Source organism: Micromonospora sp. NPDC005205, assembly GCF_040608275.1.
Taxonomy (GTDB): Bacteria; Actinomycetota; Actinomycetes; order Mycobacteriales; family Micromonosporaceae; genus Micromonospora.
In genome coordinates, this window is sequence record NZ_JBEXHV010000004.1 from 354173 (window position 1) to 377423 (window position 23251).

Sequence of the window (23251 nt, forward strand, 5' to 3'; positions counted from 1 at the left end):
TTCCGGTCTGGTCCACGCGTAACGCGGGTCGACCAGCCGCTGTGCGCGCGGACTCCACCCCTTCCGCCCGGATCCGTAACAGGTCCGAAACTACCGGTTGAAAACTCTGGAATTTTCTGCCAGCCTGAGAGCCATCGACAAGTGTGAACGTTAACAAGATCAGTTAGCACTGGAGGCGCTCAACGCGACCGTCGGGCTCACCCACCTGCCAGGAGTCCACGTCCACCACCGAAAGAGCCCAACGCCGCAACCACTCCCCCACGGGCGACCGGGCCTACCTGTTACAACTCCTCTATCCGCTGGCCAGGTAGCCCGCACCGACTCGCAGCCGGGCGGACGCCCGACCTGAGTCCCGCCCCCGCTCGGGCGAACTCACCATCGCGTCCGCCGCTGTTCCACCGGGGCCTCCCGCTGGAACAGCGACAGGAATGCCCTACCCCACCACTGGAGGATCAGCATGGTTTCCCGGACCCGTCCCATCGGGCGCACCCGACTACGAACACTCACTCTTTCCGGAACGGCCGCGATAATTCTGGCCCTGGTCGTGTCACTGATGCCCAATCTGGCCCAGGCCGCCGAGACGACCCTCGGTGCCGCCGCAGCCCAGTCCGGCCGGTACTTCGGTGCCGCCGTCGCCGCCAACAAACTCAACGACAGCGCCTACACGACGATCCTGAACCGCGAGTTCAATGCCATCACCCCTGAAAACGAAATGAAGATCGACGCGACCGAGCCGCAGCAGAACAACTTCACCTTCGGCAACGCGGACCGGATCGTCAACCACGCCATCTCCCGGGGTTGGAAGGTCCGCGGCCACACCCTGGCCTGGTACTCGCAGCAGCCGGGCTGGATGCAGAGCATGGAGGGCACCACGCTGCGCAACGCGATGCTCAACCACATCAACCGGGTGGCCGGCTACTACAAGGGCAAGATCTACTCCTGGGACGTGGTGAACGAGGCGTTCGAGGACGGCAACAGCGGCGCCCGTCGTAACTCGAACCTGCAGCGCACCGGCAACGACTGGATCGAGGCGGCGTTCCGTGCCGCCGACACGGCGGACCCGAACGCGAAGCTCTGCTACAACGACTACAACACCGACAACTGGACCTGGGCCAAGACGCAGGCCGTGTACAACATGGTGCGCGACTTCAAGTCTCGTGGGGTGCCGATCGACTGCGTCGGTTTCCAGTCGCACTTCAACGCCAACTCGCCGTACAACAGCAACTACCGCACCACGCTGTCCAGCTTCGCCGCGCTCGGCGTGGACGTGCAGATCACCGAGTTGGACATTGAGGGGTCCGGCACGACGCAGGCCAACACCTACCGCAGTGTGGTCAACGACTGCCTTGCCGTGGCTCGCTGCAACGGGCTCACCGTGTGGGGGGTGCGGGACTGCGACTCGTGGCGCTCCGGCGGCACTCCGCTGCTCTTCGACTGCAGCGGCAACAAGAAGGCCGCCTACACCTCCACGCTGGAGGCCCTGAACAGCGCCGGCCCCGGCACCACCCCCACGCCCACCACGCCGGGCCCCACCCCCACCACGCCGGGCCCCACCCCCACCGTCCCACCGGGCTCGGCCAGCGAGATCGTCGGCACCCAGTCCGGCCGGTGCGTCGACGTGCCGAACGCGGCGACCACCAACGGCACCCGCGTCCAGCTCTACGACTGCAACAAGCAGACCAACCAGGCCTGGACCTACACCTCGGGCAAACAACTCCAGGTGTACGGGAACATGTGTCTCGACGCGGCAGGCACCGGCAATGGAGCGGCAGTGCAGATCTACAGCTGCCACAGCCAGACCAACCAGCAGTGGAACGTCAACTCCAACGGCACCATCAGCGGCGTGCAGTCCGGGCGATGCCTGGACGTCTGGAGCACCGCCAACGGCGCCCAGATCCAGCTCTACGACTGCAACGGTCAGAGCAACCAGCAGTTCCGGCTGGCCTCCCTCGGCGGCGGCACCCAGACGCCCACGCCCACGCCGACCACGACCCCGACGACGCCGCCGCCGACCACCACGTGTGACCTTCCCTCGTCGTACCGCTGGTCGTCGACCGGCGCGCTGGCGCAGCCGAGGTCGGGTTGGGTGTCGCTGAAGGACTTCACCGTCGCCCCGTACAACGGCCAGCAGCTCGTCTACGCCACCACCCACGACACCGGCACCACGTGGGGCTCGATGAACTTCGGCCTCTTCAGCAACTACTCGCAGATGGGCTCGGCCAGCCAGAACGCGATGAATTCGGCGACCGTCGCGCCGTCGCTGTTCTACTTCGCGCCGCGCAACATCTGGGTGCTCGCCTACCAGTGGGGCGGCACGGCGTTCTCGTACCGGACGTCCAGCGACCCGACCAACCCGAACGGGTGGTCGTCGGCGCAGACGCTGTTCACCGGCAGCATCTCCAACTCCAACACCGGCCCGATCGACCAGGCGGTCATCGGCGACGACCAGAACATGTACCTGTTCTTCGCCGGCGACAACGGCCGGATCTACCGGGCCAGCATGCCGATCGGGAACTTCCCCGGCAGCTTCGGCTCCAACTACACGACCATCATGACCGACTCGACGAACAACCTCTTCGAGGCCGTCCAGGTCTACAAGCTCCAGGGCCTGAACAAGTACCTCATGATCGTCGAGGCCATCGGGTCGAACGGGCGCTACTTCCGCTCGTTCACGGCCAGCAGCCTGGGCGGTTCGTGGACGCCGCAGGCGACGTCCGAGAGCAACCCGTTCGCCGGCAAGGCCAACAGCGGCGCCACCTGGACCAACGACATCAGCCACGGTGAGCTGCTGCGCACCAACGCCGACCAGACCATGACGGTCGACGCCTGCAACCTGCAACTGCTCTACCAGGGTCGTTCTCCCAGCTCCGGCGGCGACTACGGCCTGCTGCCGTACCGGCCGGGTCTGCTGACCCTGCAACGCTGACGATCGGACATCACCGGGGGCGGGCAGGCTCGGCACACGACGAGCCCGCCCGCCCCTCGCTCTCCCACCACCAGGAGGTACCGACAGTGCGAGGACCTGCAGACCACTCCCCGCCCACGGGGAACACCAAGGCCGACCGAGTGTCGACCGGCTCGAAGGGCCGGCTGTTCAAGCTCGCCGCGGCCGGGATCGCCGCCGCAGTCGGGTTGCTCACCATCACCCTGGCGACCGGGTCGGCGTCGGCCGCCGACAACCCGTACCAGCGGGGCCCGGATCCCACCCGGACCAGCGTCACCGCCGTGAACGGCCCCTTTGCCAACACCTCGGTCAGCGTCCCGACCGGGTACGGCTTCAACGGCGGCCGGATCTACTACCCGACCGACACCAGCCAGGGAACCTTCGGGGCCATCGCGATCTCGCCGGGTTACACGGCGTTGTTCTCCGCCGAACTGGCCTGGATGGGACCGTGGCTGGCGTCCCACGGCTTCGTCGTGATCGGCATCGAGACCAACAGCCGCAACGACTTCGACACGGCCCGAGGCACCCAGTTGCTCGCCGCACTGGACTACCTCACGCAGCAGAGCCCCGTACGCGACCGGGTCGACCCCAACCGGTTGGCGGTCGCCGGTCACTCTATGGGCGGCGGCGGCGCGCTGAGCGCAGCCACGCGACGCCCGTCGTTGAAGGCAGTGGTCGGCATCGCGCCGTACTCGCCGTCGTCGAACCTGGCCAACGACCGGGTCCCCACCATGATCTTCGCCGGTCAGGCGGACACGGTGGTCACCCCGTCCTACGCCACCGGCCTGTACAACAGCCTCCCGGCCACGACGGAGAGCGTCTACGTGGAGGTCGCCGGCGCGGATCATGGCTTCATGGTCGGGCGGTCGAACCCGGTGATGGTCCGGACCATGCTGCCGTTCGTCAAGATGTTCCTCGACAACGACGCGCGGTACAGCCAGTTCCTCTGCCCCCTGCTGGACTCCAGCGGCGTGGTCACCTACCGCAGCACCTGCCCGTTGCTGCCGTCGACGCCAACCCCGACCGATCCGCCAACCCCCACCGACCCGCCGACCCCCACCGACCCGCCGACCGTCCCACCTGGCTCCGCCAGTGAGATCGTCGGCACGCAGTCCGGCCGGTGCGTCGACGTACCCAACGCCTCGCGAAACAACGGCACCCGGGTCCAGCTCTACAACTGCAACAAGCAGACCAACCAGGCCTGGACCTACACCTCGGGCAAACAACTCCAGGTGTACGGCACCATGTGTCTCGACGCGGCAGGCACCGGCAACGGCGCGGCAGTGCAGATCTACAGCTGCCACAGCCAGACCAACCAGCAGTGGAACGTCAACTCCAACGGCACCATCAGCAACGTCCAGTCCGGACGATGCCTGGACGCCTGGAGCACCGCCAACGGCGCCCAGATCCAGCTCTACGACTGCCACGGACAAACCAACCAGCAGTTCAGGCTCGCCGCCCTCGCTCGTTGATCACGGCCGACTCCGCGCAGCACCTGTTCGAGGGTGTGCGGGTCGACCAGCGGCAGGGCGAGATCCAGCACACCTGAAACGGGCGGACCCGGCGTCGCGCCGGGTCCGCCCGCATCACGTGCCCGGAGGGCGGCGACGCCCTGCGCCCCGGACGAGCGTCAGGGCGATGACGAGAAGGCCGAGCAGGGCGACGACGGCGTTGGCGATCGTCAGGAACACCTTCTCGCCGGGGGTGGCGTGGGCCCGCCCGGCGGAGACCAACCGTGGGCCCGCCGCACGGTCGGTGCAGCGCCCTCAGGTCCTCGGGCCGCACGAAATTCCGGTGTCGATCCGGTGGGCGGTGGCTAGCGTACGCGGATGAGCATTGTCCCGAGGACCGGGCTGCGGCTGCGATTCCTCAGCGATCCGGGCGAGTTCCTGGCCGTTGCGGGTGACTACCTGGGCGCCGATCCGGTGGTCAGCACGGTCGTGACCACCATCGCGCACCGGCTGTTGTCGCAACGGGCAGAGGGTATCCCTCAGCCCGACCGTAACTGGTGGCTCGTGGTCAGCGACGACTCCGGGGCGGTGGTCGGTGCCGGGATGCGCTCGGCGCCGTATGCCCCCTATCCGCCGTTCCTGCTGCCCATGCCCGACGAGGCGGCCGTTGCGCTCGCCCACGCGTTGCACGAGCGCGGGGAGGAGGTCCTCGCGGTCAACGGAGCCCTGCCCGCGGTCGACCTGTGCGCCGCCGCGCTGGCCCAGCTCGGTGGGGGCGAAGTCCGGGTCGACCAGCACACACGGCTGCACCAGCTCGGCGAGCTGACACCGCCGCCACCGGTGCCCGGCAGCTTGGTGACCGCGACCGTGGACGACGCGGGACTGGTCACCGAGTGGCTCGCCGCGTTCGTGGGCGACGCCGACGAACAGGCGGGCCGCCCGCGTGGTGCCAGCGCGCACGAAGCGCCCGACCATGCGGAGGTGCTGCGTCGGATCCACGCCGGACGGCTGTGGTTCTGGCTCGACGAGACCGGGGAGCCGGTGCACCTCACCGGCGCCAACCCACCGTCGTTCGGCGTGGCCCGCCTTGGCCCGGTGTACACACCGCCGGGCCAACGGGGGCGCGGCTGGGCCAGCAACGCGGTCGCCGAGGTCTCCCGCCGAATCCAGGCCGAGGGTACGCAGGTCTGCCTGTTCACCGACCAGGCCAACCCGACGTCGAACAAGATCTACGCGGCCCTCGGCTACCGGCCGGTCGTCGACATGGCCAACCTGGTCATCGTCTGATGAGCAGCTGGTGGAGCGGCTCCGCCGATCAGGTCGAGGTCTGCTCACGCAGTGCCCTGGTCGAGCTGGCGGCGGTGCTACCGGCAGCCGGCAGATTCGTCGTCGCCCGGCTCGACGGTGCGAGGATGACGGATGCGGACCACACCTTCTACGAGTTCTCCGACGCGCTGCTCTTTCCCGGCTACTTCGGCTGGAACTGGGCCGCGCTGTCCGACTGCCTCCGCGACCTGAACTGGTTGCCCGCGGACGGGTATCTCATCGTCGTCGAGAACGCGCCACGGGTGCTGTCCAGCAGCGCCGAGGATCGGCACACGCTGTTGTGCATCCTGTCGCAGGCCGTACACCACTGGGCCAGGCCGTTCGGCCAACCAGAGTTCAAGGTGCTGCTGCTCTGCGACTGCGACGACGAGGCGGCGCTGTTGCGGCAGGAGATCGCCCGTGCGGACGCCGGTACGCCTCAGCGAGACGGCTTCGCTGATCGTCGGCCGTAGGAAACGGTTGTCCCGACCAGCAACGCCGCTCCGGCGAAGAAGTAGGTGTTGATTGCGATGCCGATCCAGAACTCGCCAGTGGAGACGTCCGCCACCCCCATGAAACCACCGCGACGGACACCGCTGACCATCACATAGTTCTCGGCCATTCCTGGCACACCCCGGATGACGAGCAGGGTGCTGCCGAACACCAGTGGGGTCAGAATCAGCCACCGGGGGAGGTGTCGCGCCGGCGGGCGGACAGTGGCCAGAACGACGGCTGCTCCGAGGGCCGACACCGCGATGAGCACCACGTTGAAGATCACGTAGGCCCTCATGCCCCACGGTCCGCCGCCGGTCGGATCGCGCCCAGGGAAGAACACCAGGATCACGTGGGACACCACAAAGACGATCAACCAAGCCAAGGCGCCGTACGCCCAGCGACGACTACTGAAAGCGGGCATACCAGCACCCTCGCCAAGCCGACAGCGTGACGCCTCCCTCAGTGGGTCGGTTCCACTCCCCCAGGAGAGCGAGGTGCGGAAGCACCGACGCACATCCGACCAGACGAGGACGCCTCCAATCGCTCGCTGGTCACGACGGCTGCGGTCCTACCGACTACTGACGGCGCGGGGCCGGCCTCGCCGCTCGCGCACCCAGACCAGCACCACCATGGCGACGTTGACGGCACCGAGGATCAGCAGGGACGCGTCACCGGAGTCGGTGGACCGGTCGATCGCGAAGGCCTCGCCGTCTGCCATCACCGTGTTGACGGTCGTGAACAGGACGTTGTTGGCGACGTGGAAGGCAACCGGTGCCTCGATGCCACGGCTGATGATGGCCATCAGGCCAGTGCTGACCCCGATCACTGTGTAGTAGCCGAACAACCAGGGGTCAGCCGACCCGTGGACCACGGCAAAGCCCAGGCCGGACACGACGAGCCCGACGACCAGGGCGGGGCGAACCGCACGCACCCAGGACGCGGCGGCGGGCAGCACCGCACTTCGGAACATCAGCTCCTCGCCGACGGCCTGCACCGGGGTGCTCAGCGCGACGATCGCCAGCATGCCGATCGTCGTGCCGGTGACACCGAAGGCGGTCCAGCCCGGGGCGTCGGGCGCGACCAGCGCCACGACACCGATCCCGGCACCCACCAGCAGCGCCGCCGCGACCAGGTAGTACGTCAGGCGGCGAGCGTCGAAGGCTCGGGGTGCACTGATCAGGCTGCGCCACGGCACCCTGGCGATCCAGACCAGGAGCAGGATCGCCAGGGCGCCCGCCGTGCCGATGCTGAGGTTGACGGCCAGGAACTTCAACGGCGTGAGGGTGGCTGACATCGGGTCGTCGCTGCCCTCGATGACGCCCACGAGCTGGTAGAGCAGAACCTGTAGCACCACCATCGCCAGCGGCGGCACGCCGATGACCACCAGCGGCTTCCACCAGCTCATCCGAAGGTGGGCGCCGAAGGGCCGGGAGCTGTCGACGGCCAGCCGGGAATGCTCCGGCGTCTGGAGGCGCGAGCCTCCCGCATCAGAAGGGCTCGTCCCTGTCCAGGGTTTCGCGGCTCTGGGGGCGTTCATCGGGGAGCTCCCTCTCGTCGGTGTGGAGATCCCATTGCAGCGCTCATGGCGCCTCGCCGTCAGTGCCACCACGTCACAGTGACATTTCCGCGGACAGTCGCACCTCACGGTCACGGTCGGCGACGGCGGATGCGCCTACAGCCAGTCGTGTTCGCGGGCGTACCGGGCCGCTTCGTGGCGGGTCCGGGTCTGGGTCTTGCGCATCGCGTTGGACAGGTAGTTGCGGACGGTGCCCGGGGCGAGGTGGAGCCTGGTGGCGATGTCGGCGACCGAGTAGCCCTCGCCGGTGACCCGTAGGACGTCGGCTTCACGCTCGGTGAGGGGGTTGTCCTCGGTGACGGCGAGCGCGGACACGTCCGGGTCGATCCAGCGTTTCCCCGCGTGCAGGGTGGCGATGACCGAGGTGATGTGGGCTGGCTCGGCGGACTTGCTGACGAAGCCCTGGACGCCGAGCTTCAACGCCTTACGCAGCACACCGGGGCGGGCATGCCGGGTCAGCATGAGGATCACCTGCTCCGGTCGCTCACGGCGGATCTCGGCGACCGCGCCCAGGCCGTCCACGCCCGGCATCTCCAGGTCGATGACCAGCACGTCGGGCCGGTGCCGCAGGGTGGCGGCGATCGCCGACCGGCCGTCCTGCGCCTCGGCGAGAACGGTGATGTCGCCCTCCATCGGGAGCAGCGCGGCCAGGGCCGTACGCAGCAGCGCCTCGTCGTCGGCGAGCACGATGGTGGTCATCGGTCGTCCCTCCCGGTAACCGTCGGGGCCGCGTCGGCGCGAGCGGGTGGGAAGGTCGCGGCGGTCAGGAACCGCCCGTCCTTCTGTTCCACGGACAGCTCACCTCCGTCGCCCGCGACCCGTTGTCTCAGCGCCGCCAGTCCCCTGAGCTGCGGGGGCATGGTGGCGGTCACGCCGTCGTTGACGATGGTGATGCCCGACGCGGTGAGCGTGATCTGCACCTGGGTGGCCTGCGCGTGCCGCAGGATGTTCGTGGTCGTCTCCCGCAGCACCTGCCCGAGCAGTTCGCCGGCGCGGGCATCGACCTCAGCCTCCCGGGTCACCCGGACCCGGATGCCGGCGGCCTCGAACAGGTTCTTCGCGTTCTCGATCTCCGCGGTGAGGTTGAGCCGCCGCTGCGCGTAGGCGAGTTCCTTGGTCTGCGCGATGGTCTCGCTGACCAACGTGTACACCTCTTGCAGCTCCTTCTCCGCCCGAGCGGCGTCGGCCAGCAACAGCCGCTGAGCCAGGGCGATCTTCAGCTTCACCACGTGCAGGGTGTGGCCCTGAATGTCGTGCAGGTCGCTGGCGAACCGCACCCGCTCCCGGACCACCGCCAACTCCGCCTCGCGTTCCCGAGTCTGTTCGAGCTCCCGGATGAGGTCGTAGAACCGCTCGCCCAACACCGTGAAGACCGTCACGAGGACGGTGAGGGCGGTCGGGATGAGAACGTAGGTGACCAGGACGCCCACGATGTCGTCCCGCTGCACCAGCAGCCGCGCCACGCCGACGACGGCGACGTAGGTGAACAGCCCGGCAATTGTCAGAGCCCGGTGCCGTCGCACTTCGCGCAGGGACAGCGACCCCACGGCGCAGACACCCCAGTAGGCGTTGGGGCTGCCGGTCACCAGGACCCCCAGTGGCCAAACCACCGCCGCCACGATCAGGCACGGCCGCGCCACCCGGGCGAGGTCGTTTGCCGTCCACCGTTCGAAGGCCACCACGGCCGCCACGGCACCGGGTGCCAGGACGACAAAGTGCCACCAGGCGCGCGCGTCGGTGTAGAGCAGGATCACCGCGGCGAACACCACCGGCGGCAGTGATGTCGCGAGGTTGAGCCGGCGCAGCCTTCCCTGCGTCGACTGGGTGAAGCGCGGCGGTCTCGCGGTCACCAGGTCAGTATCCGGCAGCCAGGGGTCAGCACCAGTGACACCACGTCACTTGCGGTGATGACGTGGTGCCACTGACAGATCGGCTGCGCCCGCGCTGTCATAGGTGCATGTCCACCACACCCGTCATCGAAGTTGACCGGCTGAACCTCACCTACGGTGATTTCCACGCCGTCAGGGACCTTTCCTTCGAGGTACGACCTGGAGAGCTCTACGCGCTGCTGGGCACCAACGGAGCCGGGAAGACCTCGACACTGGAGGTCATCGAGGGACACCGCAGGTCAACCTCCGGCACCGTACGTGTCTTCGGGCACCGCCCCGACGACCGCCAGGCGGTACGTCCCCGAATGGGGGTCATGCTCCAGGAGAGCGGATTCTCCCCCGACCTCACCGTTCGGGAGTCCGTCGGCCTGATCGGCCGACTCACCGCACGCACCGACGACGTCGACCGGGTACTCGACCTCGTCGACCTCACCAGCCGAGCCCGCCGCAAAGTAGCTCAGCTCTCCGGCGGCGAGAAGCGCCGCCTCGACTTTGCCACCGCCGTCTACGGCACCCCAGAACTGATCGTCCTCGACGAACCCACCACCGGCCTGGACATCCAGTCCCGCGACGCCGTCTGGACGACCGTCGACCGACTCCGCGAAAACGGCGCCACCATCGTGCTCACCACCCACTACCTGGAGGAGGCACAACAACGCGCGGACCGCATCGGACTGATGCACCACGGCACCCTGCACCGCGAGGGCACCGTGGCCGAACTGACCCGCACCCTGCCCGCGGTCATCCGCTTCACCCTCCCCGCAGGGGCCCCGGCGCTGCCGGTACGGGCCGCCGCCGACGCCGACGGGAAAGTCGTGGTCGAGACCTTCGAACTGCAGAACGACCTGCACCTCCTACTCGGCTGGGCGCAGGACCACGCCGTGGAGCTGCAGGGCCTGGAGGCCGGGCCGACCCGCCTCGACGACGTCTTCCGCGCCATCGACAACTGACCCGCCGTCTCGACAGGAGCGCCACCGTGTTTCCCATCGCCTCCAGCGAACTGATCCAGATCTTCCGCAACCGACTGGTCCTGATCACCAGCCTCATCATCCCCGTCGTCGTCAGCGCCTACTTCGTCCGCCAACACGACACCTTCGCCGACCTCGGCAGCCTCGGCTACATCGCCGCGATCATCCTCTTCACCATCACCGCCTTCGGGCTCTACACCACCGCCGTCACCACCCTGGCCTCCCGACGCCAGAACCTCTTCCTCAAACGCCTACGCTCCACCGCCGCAACCGACACCACCATCCTCGCCGGCCTCCTGCTGCCCGTCGTCGTCATCGCCCTGATCCAGGTCACCGCGATCCTGACCGCCCTCGCCGTGGTCGCCGGCGTACCGGCCAACATCGCCCTGCTCGCGGTCGCGACCATCGCCACCCTGGCCATGATGATCGCCCTGGCGCTGGCCACCGCCGGGCTGACCAACTCACCCGAACATGCCCAGGTCACCACCCTGCCCGTTACCCTCGGGGTGATCGCCGTGGCCAGTTGGGTCGGCATCACCGGCACCGAGAACCTCGCCGGGCTCAAGCGGCTGCTGCCCGGCGGCGCGGCCACCGAGCTGACCATGAACGCCTGGAACGGCGGCGTCGCCGTGACCGACTCCCTGCTCCTGCTGGCGCCCACCCTCGGCTGGGTCGTCGTCGCCGTCGCCCTGGCCACCCGACTCTTCCGCTGGGAGCCCCGCCGATGACCACCGAAGCCCGATCAGTGACGCCGACAGTGGTGGAAGACCTCCTGCTGCTCCTGTTCCAACCCAACTCCGGAACCATCGCGGGAGAGAACACCCTCTTCTACGTCCTCGGCGGAGCCGTCCTCGCGGACCTCGCCCTCGGCGGTCACCTGACCACCGAGGCCCGGGGACGGGTCAGCAGCGTGGCGGGTCATCCACCGTCGGATGACCTCCTGCGCCCGGCGTGGGACTACCTCGCCGAGAAACCGAGAGGGGTGCAGACGGCCCTGGCTGCGGTCGGCCCCGTCCTGCGCAAGCCGGTGTTGGAGCGGCTCATCGCGCGAGGCGACATCGACCAGGAGCCCCGCAAGGTGCTCGGCCTGTTCCGGACGACAGCCCTACGGGAGGGCAGAACCGAACGACGGGCCCGCCTGCTTGCCGACGTCCGGCGGGTCCTCGTGGACGGTGCGCAGCCGCAGGCCCGTGTCGCCGCGCTCGCGGCGCTGCTCTCGGCGAGCGGGACGCTCCCGCAGTTCCACCGCGAGATCCCGTGGACGTCACCGGTCATCACGCGGGCCAAGGAACTCGAGCGTGGCGACTGGGGCGCCGACGCCGCGGCGGCGGCCGTGACCCGTACCGTGACGGCCACCGTCATCAACAGCGCCGTCGCGGCCATCACCGTGCTGCCGCGAGGTTAGCGGTGCCTGCGCACCGGGCCGCCCGAGGGTGGCTGTCGCCCCCGTGATCAGCGCGCTTCCGAGCCTCGATCGGCAACGATGGGCGGCATGGCTCGGCGGATGCGCGCACGACCTACCGGGGAGGCACCGTGACTCAGCGCTCGCAGCACCAACGGGGACGGTGTCCCGTCTGTAAACGACTCGTACCCCTCACCGCTGACGGCACTGTCGCTCGGCACAACGGCACCATTCGTGCCTACGCCCCGCCCGAAGAGTGCCCCGGGGGCGGACAGCGAGCGGACGCCACGGGGTCATGAGCCGACAGCCGGACGATGTCCGGTTCGGCTCACTCTCTGGGATGGGGCGGGTGCGGCCCTTCGGGCGGTTTCCCCCTGGCGTGGACGGCGTCGGAAGCCGCGATGCCGGCGAGGACGACGACGGCGGTGGCGGCCACGGCCAGCGGCGGCAAAAGGATCATGAACGGCGAGGCACCGGCAAGCGCCAGAGCGCCGACGATCCGGGAGTGGGACACCCGGGCGAATACGGCATGTTCCACCAGGGCTCGTCCGATCAGGAAGAGCATCGGTCCGCCCAGGACAACGAGGATCCACGCCGCGTTGGTGTGCCCGAACGGATGTTCGATCACGATTTCGTACCCGACGGCGACAGCGACGATCCCGGCCACCATGAGTACGTGCGCGAGGAAAGCCTCTCGGATGAGATGCGCGGGCTTAGCGGCGACTCTGATGGCTTCGGGTAGCAGTTGGCCCGCCCTGAAACTGTAGACGCGAAACAGGAGCACGGTCGTGATGAATGAGACCGCAAAGGCTGCCACGGCTCCTCCCCGCCGAAACGAGGTGTCGCTGTAGGCCGACCCGGTCGTCAGAATAAGTTCACCGAGGGCGATGATGAAGAATTGTTGGTAACGCTCAGAGAGATATTCGGCCAGGACGGGCCATTGCCGTTGGGTGGGGCGGGACCACGGCGCGGGATAGAACATCAGAAGTGCCGTGCCGTCGATGGCGATCGCGAGCGTCCACAACAGGCTGCGGGTCAGATCCGTCACGATCGCGCCGGCGATCCACGGCACGGCCGACAACGTGAACCAGAAGAACACTCCAGCTGCTCGGCGCTGAGCTTCGTGGCCGCGCAGTATCGGCACGATGACCAGGCCACGGATGATGTGAACCGCGACGTACGCACCGGCGAAGGCCAGACTTCTGTCACCGAACGCGTGCGGCACGGCGACTGCCATCACCAGCGCGCCGAGCATGGCCGTGTAGACCAGCACCTGAAGCTGGGGCCGCTGCGGATCGTAGAGGTCGGTGACCCACGCCGTGACGAACCACAGCACCATGAAGGCCAGCAGCAACAGCAGGGTCTCGCCAGCCTCGATGAGGACGACTCGCTGCTCGGTGAGTTCCTCAACCAGCCGTTGCGAGACACGATTGAGGGCAAAGATGAAGACCAGGTCGAAGAAGAGTTCCAGAAGGCTTGGTCGCTGCGGTTGCCCGGGTTTCCGAAGCAGCGCTGCTGCCCTTGTCGACATGGGCCGCCCATTCCTGCCGGCTTCGCCTTCCCGGGTAATTGGTACCACGCCGGGCCGGTCGTCGAGTCGATACCCGAAGAATGCCCGGCGAACATGCCCGCCCGGATGTCGACCTCGCGCTGCGAGCACGAGATTGCATCTTCCTTCGCGGGGTACGCCCGCTAGGCCACACGGGCGCCCTCGGATCACCCGAGCGGGTCGGTGTGAGCCTCGTACACGCCGGGGGGCCGGTACCGGATGGATCAGCGAGACGGGGGCGGGCGCGCTGGGGCTGACGGCTTGGTGGAACTGCGGGTGCACGGGGTGTCCGCGACCGGCCCGGATGACCTGCTGGACCGACCGCACGTGCAGCAGGTGGCGGGTGACCACCGGGGCGGCTTCTACCGGCCGCGAGCGGTAGACCGCGAGGAGAGCGAGGCGGGCGCGGTGACGCTCGAGGCCTACCGCTGGAACAACCTGCCCGCTGGCAACGCGGTGCGAACGTTGTCGATGGTGATCCTGCTGCCCTTCATGCTGATCAACCTCGCCATCTGGATGCGTCCGGCCGGAGCCGGTGGCGACCCGGTGATCAAGGCCCTGTGCCGGTTGTTGGCGCTCACCATGACCTCGATGTACGTGCTGAGCATCGTGGGGGTCGCCCTGGATGTGATCGCGTGGAAGTGCATGTCCTCACCGGAGTGCCTGGCCGGACGTAGCTGGCTCTCCTGGCTCGGGGGGCGTCCTGCCGGACTGCGCCTGGCGGTGCTCGCACTGGCACCGGCTGCGGCCATCAGCCTGGTGTGGGGGCTCAGCGCGCGCCCGGCACTTCCCTCTGACGTCTTCCGCGCGGCCGACCACCCTCGTGCGGCGGACCGGCTCACCGCCGTCGGCCGGTGGGACAATGAGCCACTGGTGGCACGACTGCGCTCGATTCACGTCGCGGCGGCGTTTGCCACGCTGGACCTCTGCCTGCTCGCAGCCCGGTCCGCACAGGGTCTGTCGATCGGCACCGTCGCGCTGACGGCAGCTGCCGGACTTCTGTTGATCACGTGCGCGGTTCTGCTCTGCACCCCACCCCTGGCCACGCCCACGGAGCTGCGGCTCGACCGGTTGGTCAGCGCGCTACGCACGATCGCCCTCGGTCTGACCGTGCTGGTCTGGATCCTCGTTGTGACCAGCTCGGCATCCTGGCCGGAGCGGAACGGGCTGCCCGGCTACAACCTGAGCGTCGTCGGGCTGTTCATCGGTCAGGCGGTGCTGCTTGCCGCCCTGGGGGTGGTGCTGTTCTGGCATCGGGCTCGAGATCCGAATGTCGCGCCCGCCCTCGGGCTCGGTGCCCTGGCGACCTCCGTAGCCGCGATCAGTCTGGCGATCACGTTCTCCGCTGAGCTGGTCTATCGGGTGTCCGACGTTCTGAACAGGGGCGCGCCCACCGCCGAGGCGTTGATAACCAGCCCGCCACGTGCCTGCATCTGGGCGATTCTCGGCTTCTCGCTGGCGGTGCTGGTGACGCTGGCCGTCGCCGCCGTGGTGTCGGTGGCGTCACGACCGGGACGGATCCGGGCCGCGTCGGCAATCGTTGCTCGTGACTTCCCGGACGCGCCGCCCAATGCCACACCGCGGCTGCACCAGGTGCGCAAGACCGTGGCCCGGGCCCGGTTCACCGAGCGGCTGTTGCCGCTCGCGGTGCTCTACGCCTGCCTCGCCGGGATCGGTATAGCAGCGGTCGCGCTCGGCCTGCTGCCGACGCCTCCCGGCGAAATGGTCCAGCGCTACGTCGGGTTGCCGGTCAGCTTCGTCAACTTCCTCATCGGTGTCGGCAGCTATCTGATCGCCGCTCTCATCGTCGGCCTGGTCCTCGGTGGAATCTTCGCCCATCGCACCCCGTGGTTCCGCCGATACGTCGGCGTGCTGTGGGACCTGGGCACGTTCTGGCCCAGATCCGCGCACCCGTTCGCGCCACCGTGCTACGCCGAACGTGCCGTTCCCGAACTGACCTGCCGGATCACCCACCTCGTCGACTCCGGTAACGCGGTGGTGCTCACCGGGCACAGCCACGGCTCCGTCCTGCTCGCCGCGACAGTGCTCCAACTGCCGCCGCGGGTCACCGACCGGGTCGGGCTGCTGACCCACGGCTCGCCTCTCCGACGGTTGTACGCGCGCCTCTTTCCCGCGTACGTCAGCGACGAGGTGATCCACGAGATCGCCGAACGGGTGAACTGGCGATGGGTGAATCTGTGGCGGGACACCGACCCCATCGGGGGTCGCGTCTTTCCGCCGCACGGCCCCGACAAGGCACCCGCGGCGTGCGACCGGGAGGCGACGGTGGACCGACGGCTTCGCGACCCGTACGCCGTCACACCTCCGGCCGGCGACATCTTCCCGCCACCGATCAAGGGACACCGGCCCTGCGAATCGGAGAAGGCGTTCACTGACGCGGTGCGCCACCTGGCCGACCAACTCCGCTGAGCGGGCCACGAGTAGCGGACAGCCGACACCGGAACACAATGTAGCCGACTGTGACCATCAGATCACCGCGCGCACACTCCTCTCCGACATGTTCCCGTCGACTGGAGGAACAGATGCGTCTCCGATCGTTCGTCACCACGGCACTGGCCGCCGTCCTGGCCGCCGGCGCACTCGCGCCGCCCACACCGGCCGCGGCGGCCACCGCCGACCGCTGGGGCTTCGCGTACGTCAAGGACCCCACAGTGCCGGTCTGGACCGTGCTGGACACCAGCCGGCAGTGGGGCAGCTGGAAGACCGCCTTCCCAGCCGCCTGGGCCGACGGCATCAAGCTCGCGCCCGGCCGGTTCCAGGTCCGTTTCCCGCAGATCGGTGCCAGCTCACGCGGCGTGCCGCACGTGACCCCGGTGAACCGGACCGGTCACTACTGCGAGGTGGTCCGCTGGTTCCAGTCCGGCACCGACGAGATCGTCGACGTGCAGTGCCACAAGCCGGGCGGCACGCGCGATGACACTCCGTTCACAGTGCTCTGGACGACCAGCTCGGGCGTGCTGCCGGCCGGCACCTCCCACGCGTACGTGCAGTGGAGCAGCGGGCTGGTGGCGCAGTCGTACAACTCCACCGGTGGCGTGAACACGGTCGGGCCGCTGGGCGTCGGGCAGTACCTGGTGCGGCTGCCCGGGGTGGGATCGGCCGATCTGCTCGCCGGCAACGTGCAGGTCACCGCCGTGCAGCCGAACGCCGGTCCCCGCCGCTGCAAGGTCTACTCCTGGAGCGCGGTCGGCACCGGCGTGCAGGTGTACGTCTTCTGCTACGACCAGGCGGGCGCGTTCATCAACACCGACTTCGCCCTCTCGTACCACCGTCGGCGGCCGGTGATCGGCTCCCTCGGCCCACCCTCGTACTTCGGCTACCTCGGTACCGCCGTCGGCGGGCCGACAAACGACAACTCGGTGCTCGGCGTCGGCGCGAACACCGTGGCGCCGCTGGCGCCCTCCGGTCGCTACCTGGCGACCTTCCCGCAGATCGGCATCAAGGAGACGCACGCCCAGGTGGTGGCGCAGGGCGCCGGCAGCAACTACTGCCACCTCACCCAACCCTGGCCGTACACCACCAACGCCGACGTCGACGTCATCTGCTTCGACAACACCGGCGCGGTCACCCCGCACAGGTTCCTGGCCACCTTCACCTCCCGGCTCTGACGCCGGGCCGCGCCGGCGGTAGCGCTTCCGTTGCTGCCGGCGCGGTAGTGGCCCGGTGCTCGTGGTGGATCATCGACCTGGGATGTGTGGACCAGACGGAAGCGTCCGACGAGCGACCGGCTGCGGCCGAGCTAGCCGGCGGTCGCCTCACGCTGGATCTGCTCGAACTGGGCGGCCATCGCGGCGGCCAGAGTCTGCGCGGCGGACAGTGGGCGAACCATGACCGTGAACTCGTCGATCAGACCGGTCTCGTCCAGGTGCAGGAAGTCGCAACCTTCGACGGCGACGTCGCCAATCCTCGCCTCGAACACCAGCGCGTGATCGCGACCCCCGTCACCGCTCAACTCACGGGTGTACCGGAAGTCCTCGAAGACCCGCAGCACGCCGCGCAGGATCGCCGCGGTGATGGCCTTTCCCGGGTAGGGCTTGAACGCCACCGGACTGCGGAAGACCACGTCGTCGGCAAGGGCCGCCGTGATGGCATCGGGATCGCGTGCTTCAACTGCCGCGCGGAAGTCGATCACCACGCCAGCGTACGGGGTCTCCCCGGCAGCCGCGTGCCCCGTACTCGTCGAGCCCGCACCGCGCAGCAGCCTGGTGTGGCAAGCGGGACAGCCCGGCGATCGTCGGCCCTCCGCGGAGGGTTGATCGCCGGGCCGCCCCGGTGACGAGCCGCCCCGGGCGGCCCGTCGATCAGCCGGTCAGAGGCCGGCGGCGTGCGCGGCGGCGGTACCGCCGACCACAGGCAGGACGATGTTGCTGCTCTTCAGAGCGACCTGCAGGTTCGCGGCGGTGGTGTCCGCCTGGCTGGAGTACTGCGGGTAGCTGGCCACGATGATCACGCCGATCCGGTGGCCGGGCTTGAAGACATAGTCCTCCGGCAGCAGCGGGAAGCTGAAGTTGTACGACTCCCCCTGCACCAGCGGCACGGCCACACGGATCGACTGCCGGTTCTGGGCGTCCATGATGCCCTTGGTGACCAGCTCGTAGTCGGCCGTGGCCACCCGCTTCGCCGTCTGCTTGTAGCAGCCGTCGTCGGTCGGGCTGCTCTCGCCCCAGCAGTCCGATGTGTCCAGGGTGATGATCCCTTCGCCGGAGGCCCGGTGCGCGACCCGCTCGTCGGTGCCGTAGTCGACCAGGATCGCCCCGAGGTTGGTGTCGGTCTGGTCGGCGGAGGCGCGCAGTTGCACTGTGGGTGTGCCGGAGATGTGCAGCGGCGCGGAGAGTGGCGCGGAGAGGAAGGCCAGCCGGTTGGGCTGCACCACGTCCGGGTTGAGGATCATGGTGTTCTGGCTCTGCGTGCGGCTGTCCTGGAACGCCCCGGTCGCCGGCTTCGCGGTGGGCACCAGCCCGAGACCGCCAGCGCCGGTGGTGGCGGGCTGCAGGAACACCTCCGTGTCCGCCTTGCCGGGGATCGGCCAGTCGGCGTGGGTCTCCCACACGTCGGCGGAGCGCTCCAGGTCCACCCGCGGCTCGTCCATGATGCCGTTGGCGACGTTCTGCAGCCAGAAGTCGAACCACCGGTGCAGCGTCGACACCCACACCGCGCGGCGCGAGTCGAACGGGTCGACGTGGCCCTCCTGCGACAGCCACAGCTTGCGCGGCACGTTGTTCTCCGCGAGGGCGTACCAGAACTTGCTGAAGTGGTCCGGCCGGACGTTGTCGTCGTTGAGGCCGTGGTAGAGCAGCACGCTGGCGGTGACGTTGGGGACCTTCTTGACGTAGCTGCGCTCGTTCCAGAAGGCCGTGTAGTCGCCGTGCTCGTCGCCGTCGGCGGCGCCTATCGCGTCGCGCACCGGCTTGCAGTACTCCCGTCGCTCGGGGTTGGTGACCGTGTTGGCCAGCGACGACACGTAGCTGTTGCCACGGGTGACCACCCCATTGCTGCGCACGTAGTCGTAGTACTCGGTCGGTCCGCTGATCGGCACGACAGTGGTCAGGCCCTTCACGCCGGTCACCGCCGTGGCCATGGCCAGCGAGCCGTCGTACGACTTGCCGATCATCCCCGTCCTGCCGTTGTGCCAGTCGGCCTTGACGACCTCACCGGCGGCGTTACGGGCGGTGGCCCGGCCGTTGAGCCAGTTGATGGCCTGCTTGGCGCTGAGGTTGTCCTGGTTGGCGTTGGTGGTCGGGCAGCCGGTGGAGTTGTTGGTGCCGACCATGTCCAGCAGGATGACCGCGTAGCCGCGCGGCACGAAGTAGTTGTCGTAGAACAGCGGCCACTTGTCGAGCAGCCCGTCGCCGTCGAGGTCCGCCTTGCACTCGGACTCGTTGCCTCGGCAGACCGTCGAGTAGTAGGGGCTGGCGTCCATCACCACGGGGGCCTTGAGCCCCTGCGCGGTGGCTGCCGGCCGCATCAGGTCGAACGCGATGATGTCGCGCAGACCGTCGTTGTCGCTGTCGAAGGTGGAGTCGATGAACAGCCGTTCCCGAATGGCGTCGGCGTAGCCGAACACCGGCTGGGTGACGCCGTCCTGGACGACGATCGACGGCGGGCCGTCCGCCGCCTGCGCCTGCGGCGCCGCGCCGAGGGCGGCGAGCACAGTCGCGGACAGTACGGCCACGCCGGTGCGCCAACGCGTTCCCACTGTAGGCATGCAATCTCCTTGATGTGTCCGAGGCTGCGTACGCTACGAGCCGACCGCCTTGTGCCACCACCTGCACGTGTAGGAACTTCACCGGGTGTGGTTCGACGGGGCGCGGCCCTCGTCGGCGGGCACCCGTGCTCGGGTACGGAGGTGCCTCGGTGCGGCGCCGACCGGTGCCGGGTCGGCGCCGCACCGAGGTGCTGGGGGACGGGACTATGGCTGGTCGGCCAGCACGAGCTCCCGCAGCTGTCGGTCGAGTGTGGGGGCGTCCAGGCCGCCCGGCCAGCCGCGGAGCAGGGCGCCGCCCTTGGCCACCAGCACGACGGCCGGCGGCTCCCGCACCGCATACGAACGCCAGATCGTCTGCTGGTCGTCCACGACGATCGGGTACTCCACCCGGTGAGCGCGGAGGTAGTCCTGGACCTCGTCGGCCTGGTCCGCGCCGGCCACGCCGACGAAGACCACCCGGTCCCGGTAGCTGCGGGCCAGGTCGCCGAGGGCGGCCTGGTTGCTGGCGCAGGTGGTGCACCAGGAGCTGAAGAAGGTGAGCACGACGGGCCGCTGCGCCCACAGCTCGGCGGCGGCGAACGGTGTGCCGTCGGTCAGCGCGCCGGTGAATGCCGGGGCGGCCGGGGCGGTGCCGGGCACCGGGCGCAGCGCCAGGTCGGCGGGGACCGGCCCGGGCAGCGCCGTCGCGCCGCCGGCGGGCGTCGGCGCGGGCTCGGGCTCGGGCGTGCTGCATCCGCCCAGCAGCGCCGCCGCGAGCAACAGCGGCAGGAGTGCCCGCCTCATGAGGGGACCACCGCCACCAGCGCCGGGCCCTCGCTGGTGTCCGGCGTCAGGTCGAGCGCCGGCTGGCCGTCCACCTCCAGCCGGTAGGAGTCCCGCTGCGGCACGCGCACACCGACGGCGAACTCGCAGTAGGTGGGCAGGCGCTCGACCCCCAGGTCCTCGGCGAAGGCCGCCACGGCGGTCCCCGCCGGCAGCCGCCCGCTGGCCAGCGCCGTTCCGTCGGGGTCGAGCACGCGGAACGATGCCCGGTTGTGGAAGTGCTGGTAGGGACCGGTGCCGGCGCAGTCCACGCCCGCGGCCCGGATGTTGATGTCGCGAACAAGGACCCGGACGGTCGTCGGGGAGACCGCCTCCTCGGCAGCGCCGACGGCACCGCAGCTGGTCGCGCCGACCAGCAGCAGGGGCAGCAGAGCCATGGTGCTTCGCCGCACGTCATCCTCCTTCCGTCCGCCTGCCGGGTCCGCGGCGGCAGGCCGCCGCGGACCCGGCAGAAACGGGGTCAACCTTGGGCGTCGATCAGGACTTCTCGACCCGGCACTGCTTGGTCTCCGTCTTCGTCGGGTCGCTCTCCGAGGTCGCGGTGAGCTTCACGAAACCGGTGGCCGCGGCGGCGGCGGTGGCACCCACCGACACCTTGACAGTGGTGGCCTTACCAAACTGCGCGGTGGCGAGCTGGTTGGGCAGCCAGGTCCGCCAGCCCTTGCCGGCGACCTCCGCCGACAGGCGGAAGACGTCCGACTTCAGGTACGCGCTGACGTTCTCCGGGTGCTGCTGCCCGCCGGCCGAGTACGAGCCGGTGTTGGTCAGCTCGAACGAGCAGGTCACCCCGCGGTTGGTCGGCTTGCCGCCACCGGTCACCTCGCCCTTGCCCAGCGTCACGCCGTGACTGCTCGGCCCGCCGGTGCCGTCGAGCGAACGCACCGCCACTGTGTAGGAGAGCGAGCCGGCCGAGTCCCGCTTGAGGTCGATGATGTAGAAGTGCAGTCGGTTCGCCTCGTCGACGTACTCGTACTGGCTGCCGGTGTCCGCGCCGGCGTGGAACAGCGCGTCGGAGAGCTGCCGGTAGTCCCCCATGGTGATCTTCTGCGGGGTGCCGTCGGGGCGGTAGAAGTCGATCATGTTGATGTCCTGCGGGTTGGCGTCCACCACCCACTGGAACGGCGCGCTGTCGGCGTTCTTCGTCTTGCTGACCAGCACGCCGCTGTCCGGGGTGAAGGAGTCCGCGCCCATCCGGTCGACAACCTCGACCGTGTAGTTGTTGAAGTTGCCACCGTCGCACAACGGGTCGGTGCTGACACCACACGTCGGCGACAGGTCCTTGTTCAACGCGATGTTGACGCCGCTCAGGCCCTTCGGGCCGGCGTCGACCGCCCGGGCCGTGACCTGCGCGACCACCAGACCCGACGAGGCCAACGACTCCCGCGACAGTCGCAGCACGTGCTCCTCACCGACCAGACCGATCTTGATCTTGTCCCGCAGGGTGTGCAGCGAACCCATCGAGCCGCCGTTGGTCGGCGGGATCTGCCAGCGGGTGTGCGGACCGCCCGGGCCGTTGAACGACCCGCGCGACATCATGCTCCAGATCCCGGTGTACGCCCTGCGCAGCGGCTCGCCGTACGGGTTGTTGTAGTTGTCGCCGATGCCCAGCAGATGGGACAGCTCGTGGGCGTAGACGCCCATGCCGGAACTCTCCCCCTGCGTCGAGGAACCGCCGCCGGCGTTCGGCCACAGTGTCGCCGCCGCCTTCCACGAGGTCCAGTCCACGTAGCGGGTCTTCGCCCAGTTCGGCAGGTTGGGGTCCGGCGGGCCCCAGGCGTCCGGCACGTCCTCCTTGTTCTGGAAGATCATCTGCCCGAACTCCTGCCAGGTCGACGACTCGTCCTGGCCGGCGCTGAGGATGAACACCAACTCGTACTGGTTGGCGACCTCCTCGCCGACGGCCGCCCGCCAGGCGCCCAGGCCGTCGGTGCGGATGTTCTTGCCGCACACGTCCCCGCTCGGGCAGGCGCCCGGGTTGAACCCGTTGTCCAGCCCGTACTGGTAGGACTTGGACGGCATCTGGTACGGCCCGAACCCGGTGAGGTCGACGCCGTAGCGGCCGTTGGAGTCCTGCATCCAGTACTCGTGCAGGGTGTGACCCTTGTTGAGGGTGTTCGGGGTGTTCAGGAAGTCCTGGTAGAACTTCGGCACGTCCGCCCGGGGGATGTTTGTCGCGACGGACTGGGGGTTGCCGAAGACCGTCGATCGGGCCCGCTGGGAGACCGCGAACGTCTCGTCCGGATAGTCGAGGGCCACCAGGGCGATCTTGAAGTTGCGGACCGAGCCGGACACGCTCGGGTCGGCCCAGTTCTTGCCGGGCACGGCCTTGTAGTCGTTCCAGGTCATCGTGTCCGGGTTCTGCCAGGCCTGCGGATCGAGGACCTGGAACGGCGCGGTGCCGCCGGCCGGGTTGGCCGGGGCCGCGGCGGCCTGCGCCGCCCCGGTAGCCACGAGCGTGGTCACCACGGCGGCGGCCAGCACGGCCCGCCTCAGCCGGGCTCGGTTGGGGGTACGGTGCACGAAACCACCTCTCGTCGGAGGAAACGCGGTGCCGGCGCCCCGGTGGGGGCTTTCGCGAAGCGCCTGTCAGCAGGCCGCGCAGCGAATCTAGGAGCGCGGGTCGG

At 69.0% G+C, this 23251-nt stretch carries 20 protein-coding genes; 9 read left to right on the top strand and 11 right to left on the bottom strand.

Features of this window, described 5'->3' with window-relative positions:
- The first annotated feature begins 553 nt into the window (after window positions 1-553).
- Complete coding sequence (locus ABZU43_RS11395; RefSeq protein ID WP_355006404.1) at window positions 554-2926, top strand: non-reducing end alpha-L-arabinofuranosidase family hydrolase; 2373 nt, start codon at window positions 554-556, stop codon at window positions 2924-2926.
- 140 nt (window positions 2927-3066) lie between these two features.
- Window positions 3067-4416 carry a ricin-type beta-trefoil lectin domain protein gene (locus ABZU43_RS11400; protein WP_355006405.1) on the top strand — a complete coding sequence of 450 codons (1350 nt, stop codon included), beginning with the start codon at window positions 3067-3069 and terminating at the stop codon, window positions 4414-4416.
- Window positions 4417-4530: 114 nt separating this feature from the next.
- On the opposite strand, the gene ABZU43_RS11405 is transcribed toward ABZU43_RS11400, so the two are convergent.
- Window positions 4531-4677: a hypothetical protein gene (locus ABZU43_RS11405; protein ID WP_355006406.1), complete on the bottom strand. Its 147-nt coding sequence runs from the start codon at window positions 4675-4677 to the stop codon at window positions 4531-4533.
- Window positions 4678-4773: 96 nt separating this feature from the next.
- Between ABZU43_RS11405 and ABZU43_RS11410 the strand changes: the two genes are divergently transcribed.
- Window positions 4774-5682, top strand: a complete 909-nt coding sequence (locus ABZU43_RS11410; RefSeq protein ID WP_355006407.1) for a GNAT family N-acetyltransferase — start codon at window positions 4774-4776, stop codon at window positions 5680-5682.
- Window positions 5682-6173, top strand: a complete 492-nt coding sequence (locus tag ABZU43_RS11415; protein WP_355006408.1) for a barstar family protein — start codon at window positions 5682-5684, stop codon at window positions 6171-6173. The genes ABZU43_RS11410 and ABZU43_RS11415 overlap by 1 nt, the downstream gene beginning before the upstream one ends.
- Here the strand turns inward: ABZU43_RS11415 and ABZU43_RS11420 are convergent.
- From ABZU43_RS11420 to ABZU43_RS11435, 4 genes are all read right to left on the bottom strand, one after another.
- Window positions 6140-6553, bottom strand: a complete 414-nt coding sequence (locus tag ABZU43_RS11420) for a hypothetical protein (protein ID WP_355006409.1) — start codon at window positions 6551-6553, stop codon at window positions 6140-6142. The two genes, ABZU43_RS11415 and ABZU43_RS11420, sit on opposite strands and share 34 nt — an antisense overlap.
- Before the next feature lie 210 nt (window positions 6554-6763).
- Window positions 6764-7732 (bottom strand): type II CAAX endopeptidase family protein, encoded by a 969-nt coding sequence (locus tag ABZU43_RS11425; protein ID WP_355006410.1) that lies wholly within the window; start codon window positions 7730-7732, stop codon window positions 6764-6766.
- A 135-nt stretch (window positions 7733-7867) separates the two neighbouring features.
- Window positions 7868-8470: a response regulator transcription factor gene (locus ABZU43_RS11430; RefSeq protein WP_355006411.1), complete on the bottom strand. Its 603-nt coding sequence runs from the start codon at window positions 8468-8470 to the stop codon at window positions 7868-7870.
- On the bottom strand, window positions 8467-9621 hold the full coding sequence (locus ABZU43_RS11435; protein WP_355006412.1) for a histidine kinase: 1155 nt from the start codon (window positions 9619-9621) through the stop codon (window positions 8467-8469). The genes ABZU43_RS11430 and ABZU43_RS11435 overlap by 4 nt, the downstream gene beginning before the upstream one ends.
- A gap of 107 nt (window positions 9622-9728) precedes the next feature.
- Here ABZU43_RS11435 and ABZU43_RS11440 point away from each other — a divergent pair, with 107 nt between their 5' ends.
- Genes ABZU43_RS11440 through ABZU43_RS11450 form a run of 3 tightly spaced genes read left to right on the top strand, consistent with a single transcriptional unit; the run spans window position 9729 to window position 12033 of the window.
- On the top strand, window positions 9729-10610 hold the full coding sequence (locus tag ABZU43_RS11440) for an ABC transporter ATP-binding protein (protein WP_355006413.1): 882 nt from the start codon (window positions 9729-9731) through the stop codon (window positions 10608-10610).
- Window positions 10611-10636: 26 nt separating this feature from the next.
- Window positions 10637-11356 (top strand): ABC transporter permease, encoded by a 720-nt coding sequence (locus ABZU43_RS11445; protein ID WP_355006414.1) that lies wholly within the window; start codon window positions 10637-10639, stop codon window positions 11354-11356.
- Window positions 11353-12033 carry a GPP34 family phosphoprotein gene (locus tag ABZU43_RS11450; protein ID WP_355006415.1) on the top strand — a complete coding sequence of 227 codons (681 nt, stop codon included), beginning with the start codon at window positions 11353-11355 and terminating at the stop codon, window positions 12031-12033. The genes ABZU43_RS11445 and ABZU43_RS11450 overlap by 4 nt, the downstream gene beginning before the upstream one ends.
- Before the next feature lie 325 nt (window positions 12034-12358).
- On the opposite strand, the gene ABZU43_RS11455 is transcribed toward ABZU43_RS11450, so the two are convergent.
- Window positions 12359-13561, bottom strand: a complete 1203-nt coding sequence (locus ABZU43_RS11455; RefSeq protein WP_355006416.1) for a low temperature requirement protein A — start codon at window positions 13559-13561, stop codon at window positions 12359-12361.
- 303 nt (window positions 13562-13864) lie between these two features.
- On the opposite strand from ABZU43_RS11455, the gene ABZU43_RS11460 reads away from it, so the two are divergent.
- Window positions 13865-16009 carry a hypothetical protein gene (locus ABZU43_RS11460; protein ID WP_355006417.1) on the top strand — a complete coding sequence of 715 codons (2145 nt, stop codon included), beginning with the start codon at window positions 13865-13867 and terminating at the stop codon, window positions 16007-16009.
- 113 nt (window positions 16010-16122) lie between these two features.
- Window positions 16123-17208, top strand: coding sequence for a hypothetical protein (locus ABZU43_RS11465; RefSeq protein WP_355006418.1), 1086 nt, complete (start codon window positions 16123-16125; stop codon window positions 17206-17208).
- A 131-nt stretch (window positions 17209-17339) separates the two neighbouring features.
- Here the strand turns inward: ABZU43_RS11465 and ABZU43_RS11470 are convergent, their stop codons facing one another.
- The 5 genes from ABZU43_RS11470 to ABZU43_RS11490 form a co-directional block, all read right to left on the bottom strand.
- Complete coding sequence (locus ABZU43_RS11470; RefSeq protein WP_355006419.1) at window positions 17340-17732, bottom strand: nuclear transport factor 2 family protein; 393 nt, start codon at window positions 17730-17732, stop codon at window positions 17340-17342.
- A gap of 177 nt (window positions 17733-17909) precedes the next feature.
- The gene (locus ABZU43_RS11475) at window positions 17910-19805 is read right to left on the bottom strand and encodes a CocE/NonD family hydrolase (protein WP_355006420.1); all 1896 of its coding nucleotides are present in this window, start codon (window positions 19803-19805) and stop codon (window positions 17910-17912) included.
- A 204-nt stretch (window positions 19806-20009) separates the two neighbouring features.
- Window positions 20010-20588 carry a redoxin domain-containing protein gene (locus ABZU43_RS11480; RefSeq protein WP_355006421.1) on the bottom strand — a complete coding sequence of 193 codons (579 nt, stop codon included), beginning with the start codon at window positions 20586-20588 and terminating at the stop codon, window positions 20010-20012.
- Window positions 20585-21019: a hypothetical protein gene (locus ABZU43_RS11485; RefSeq protein ID WP_355006422.1), complete on the bottom strand. Its 435-nt coding sequence runs from the start codon at window positions 21017-21019 to the stop codon at window positions 20585-20587. Before ABZU43_RS11485 ends, ABZU43_RS11480 begins: the two co-directional genes overlap by 4 nt.
- 85 nt (window positions 21020-21104) lie before the next feature.
- Complete coding sequence (locus tag ABZU43_RS11490; protein ID WP_355006423.1) at window positions 21105-23147, bottom strand: M6 family metalloprotease domain-containing protein; 2043 nt, start codon at window positions 23145-23147, stop codon at window positions 21105-21107.
- Window positions 23148-23251 lie beyond the last annotated feature (104 nt).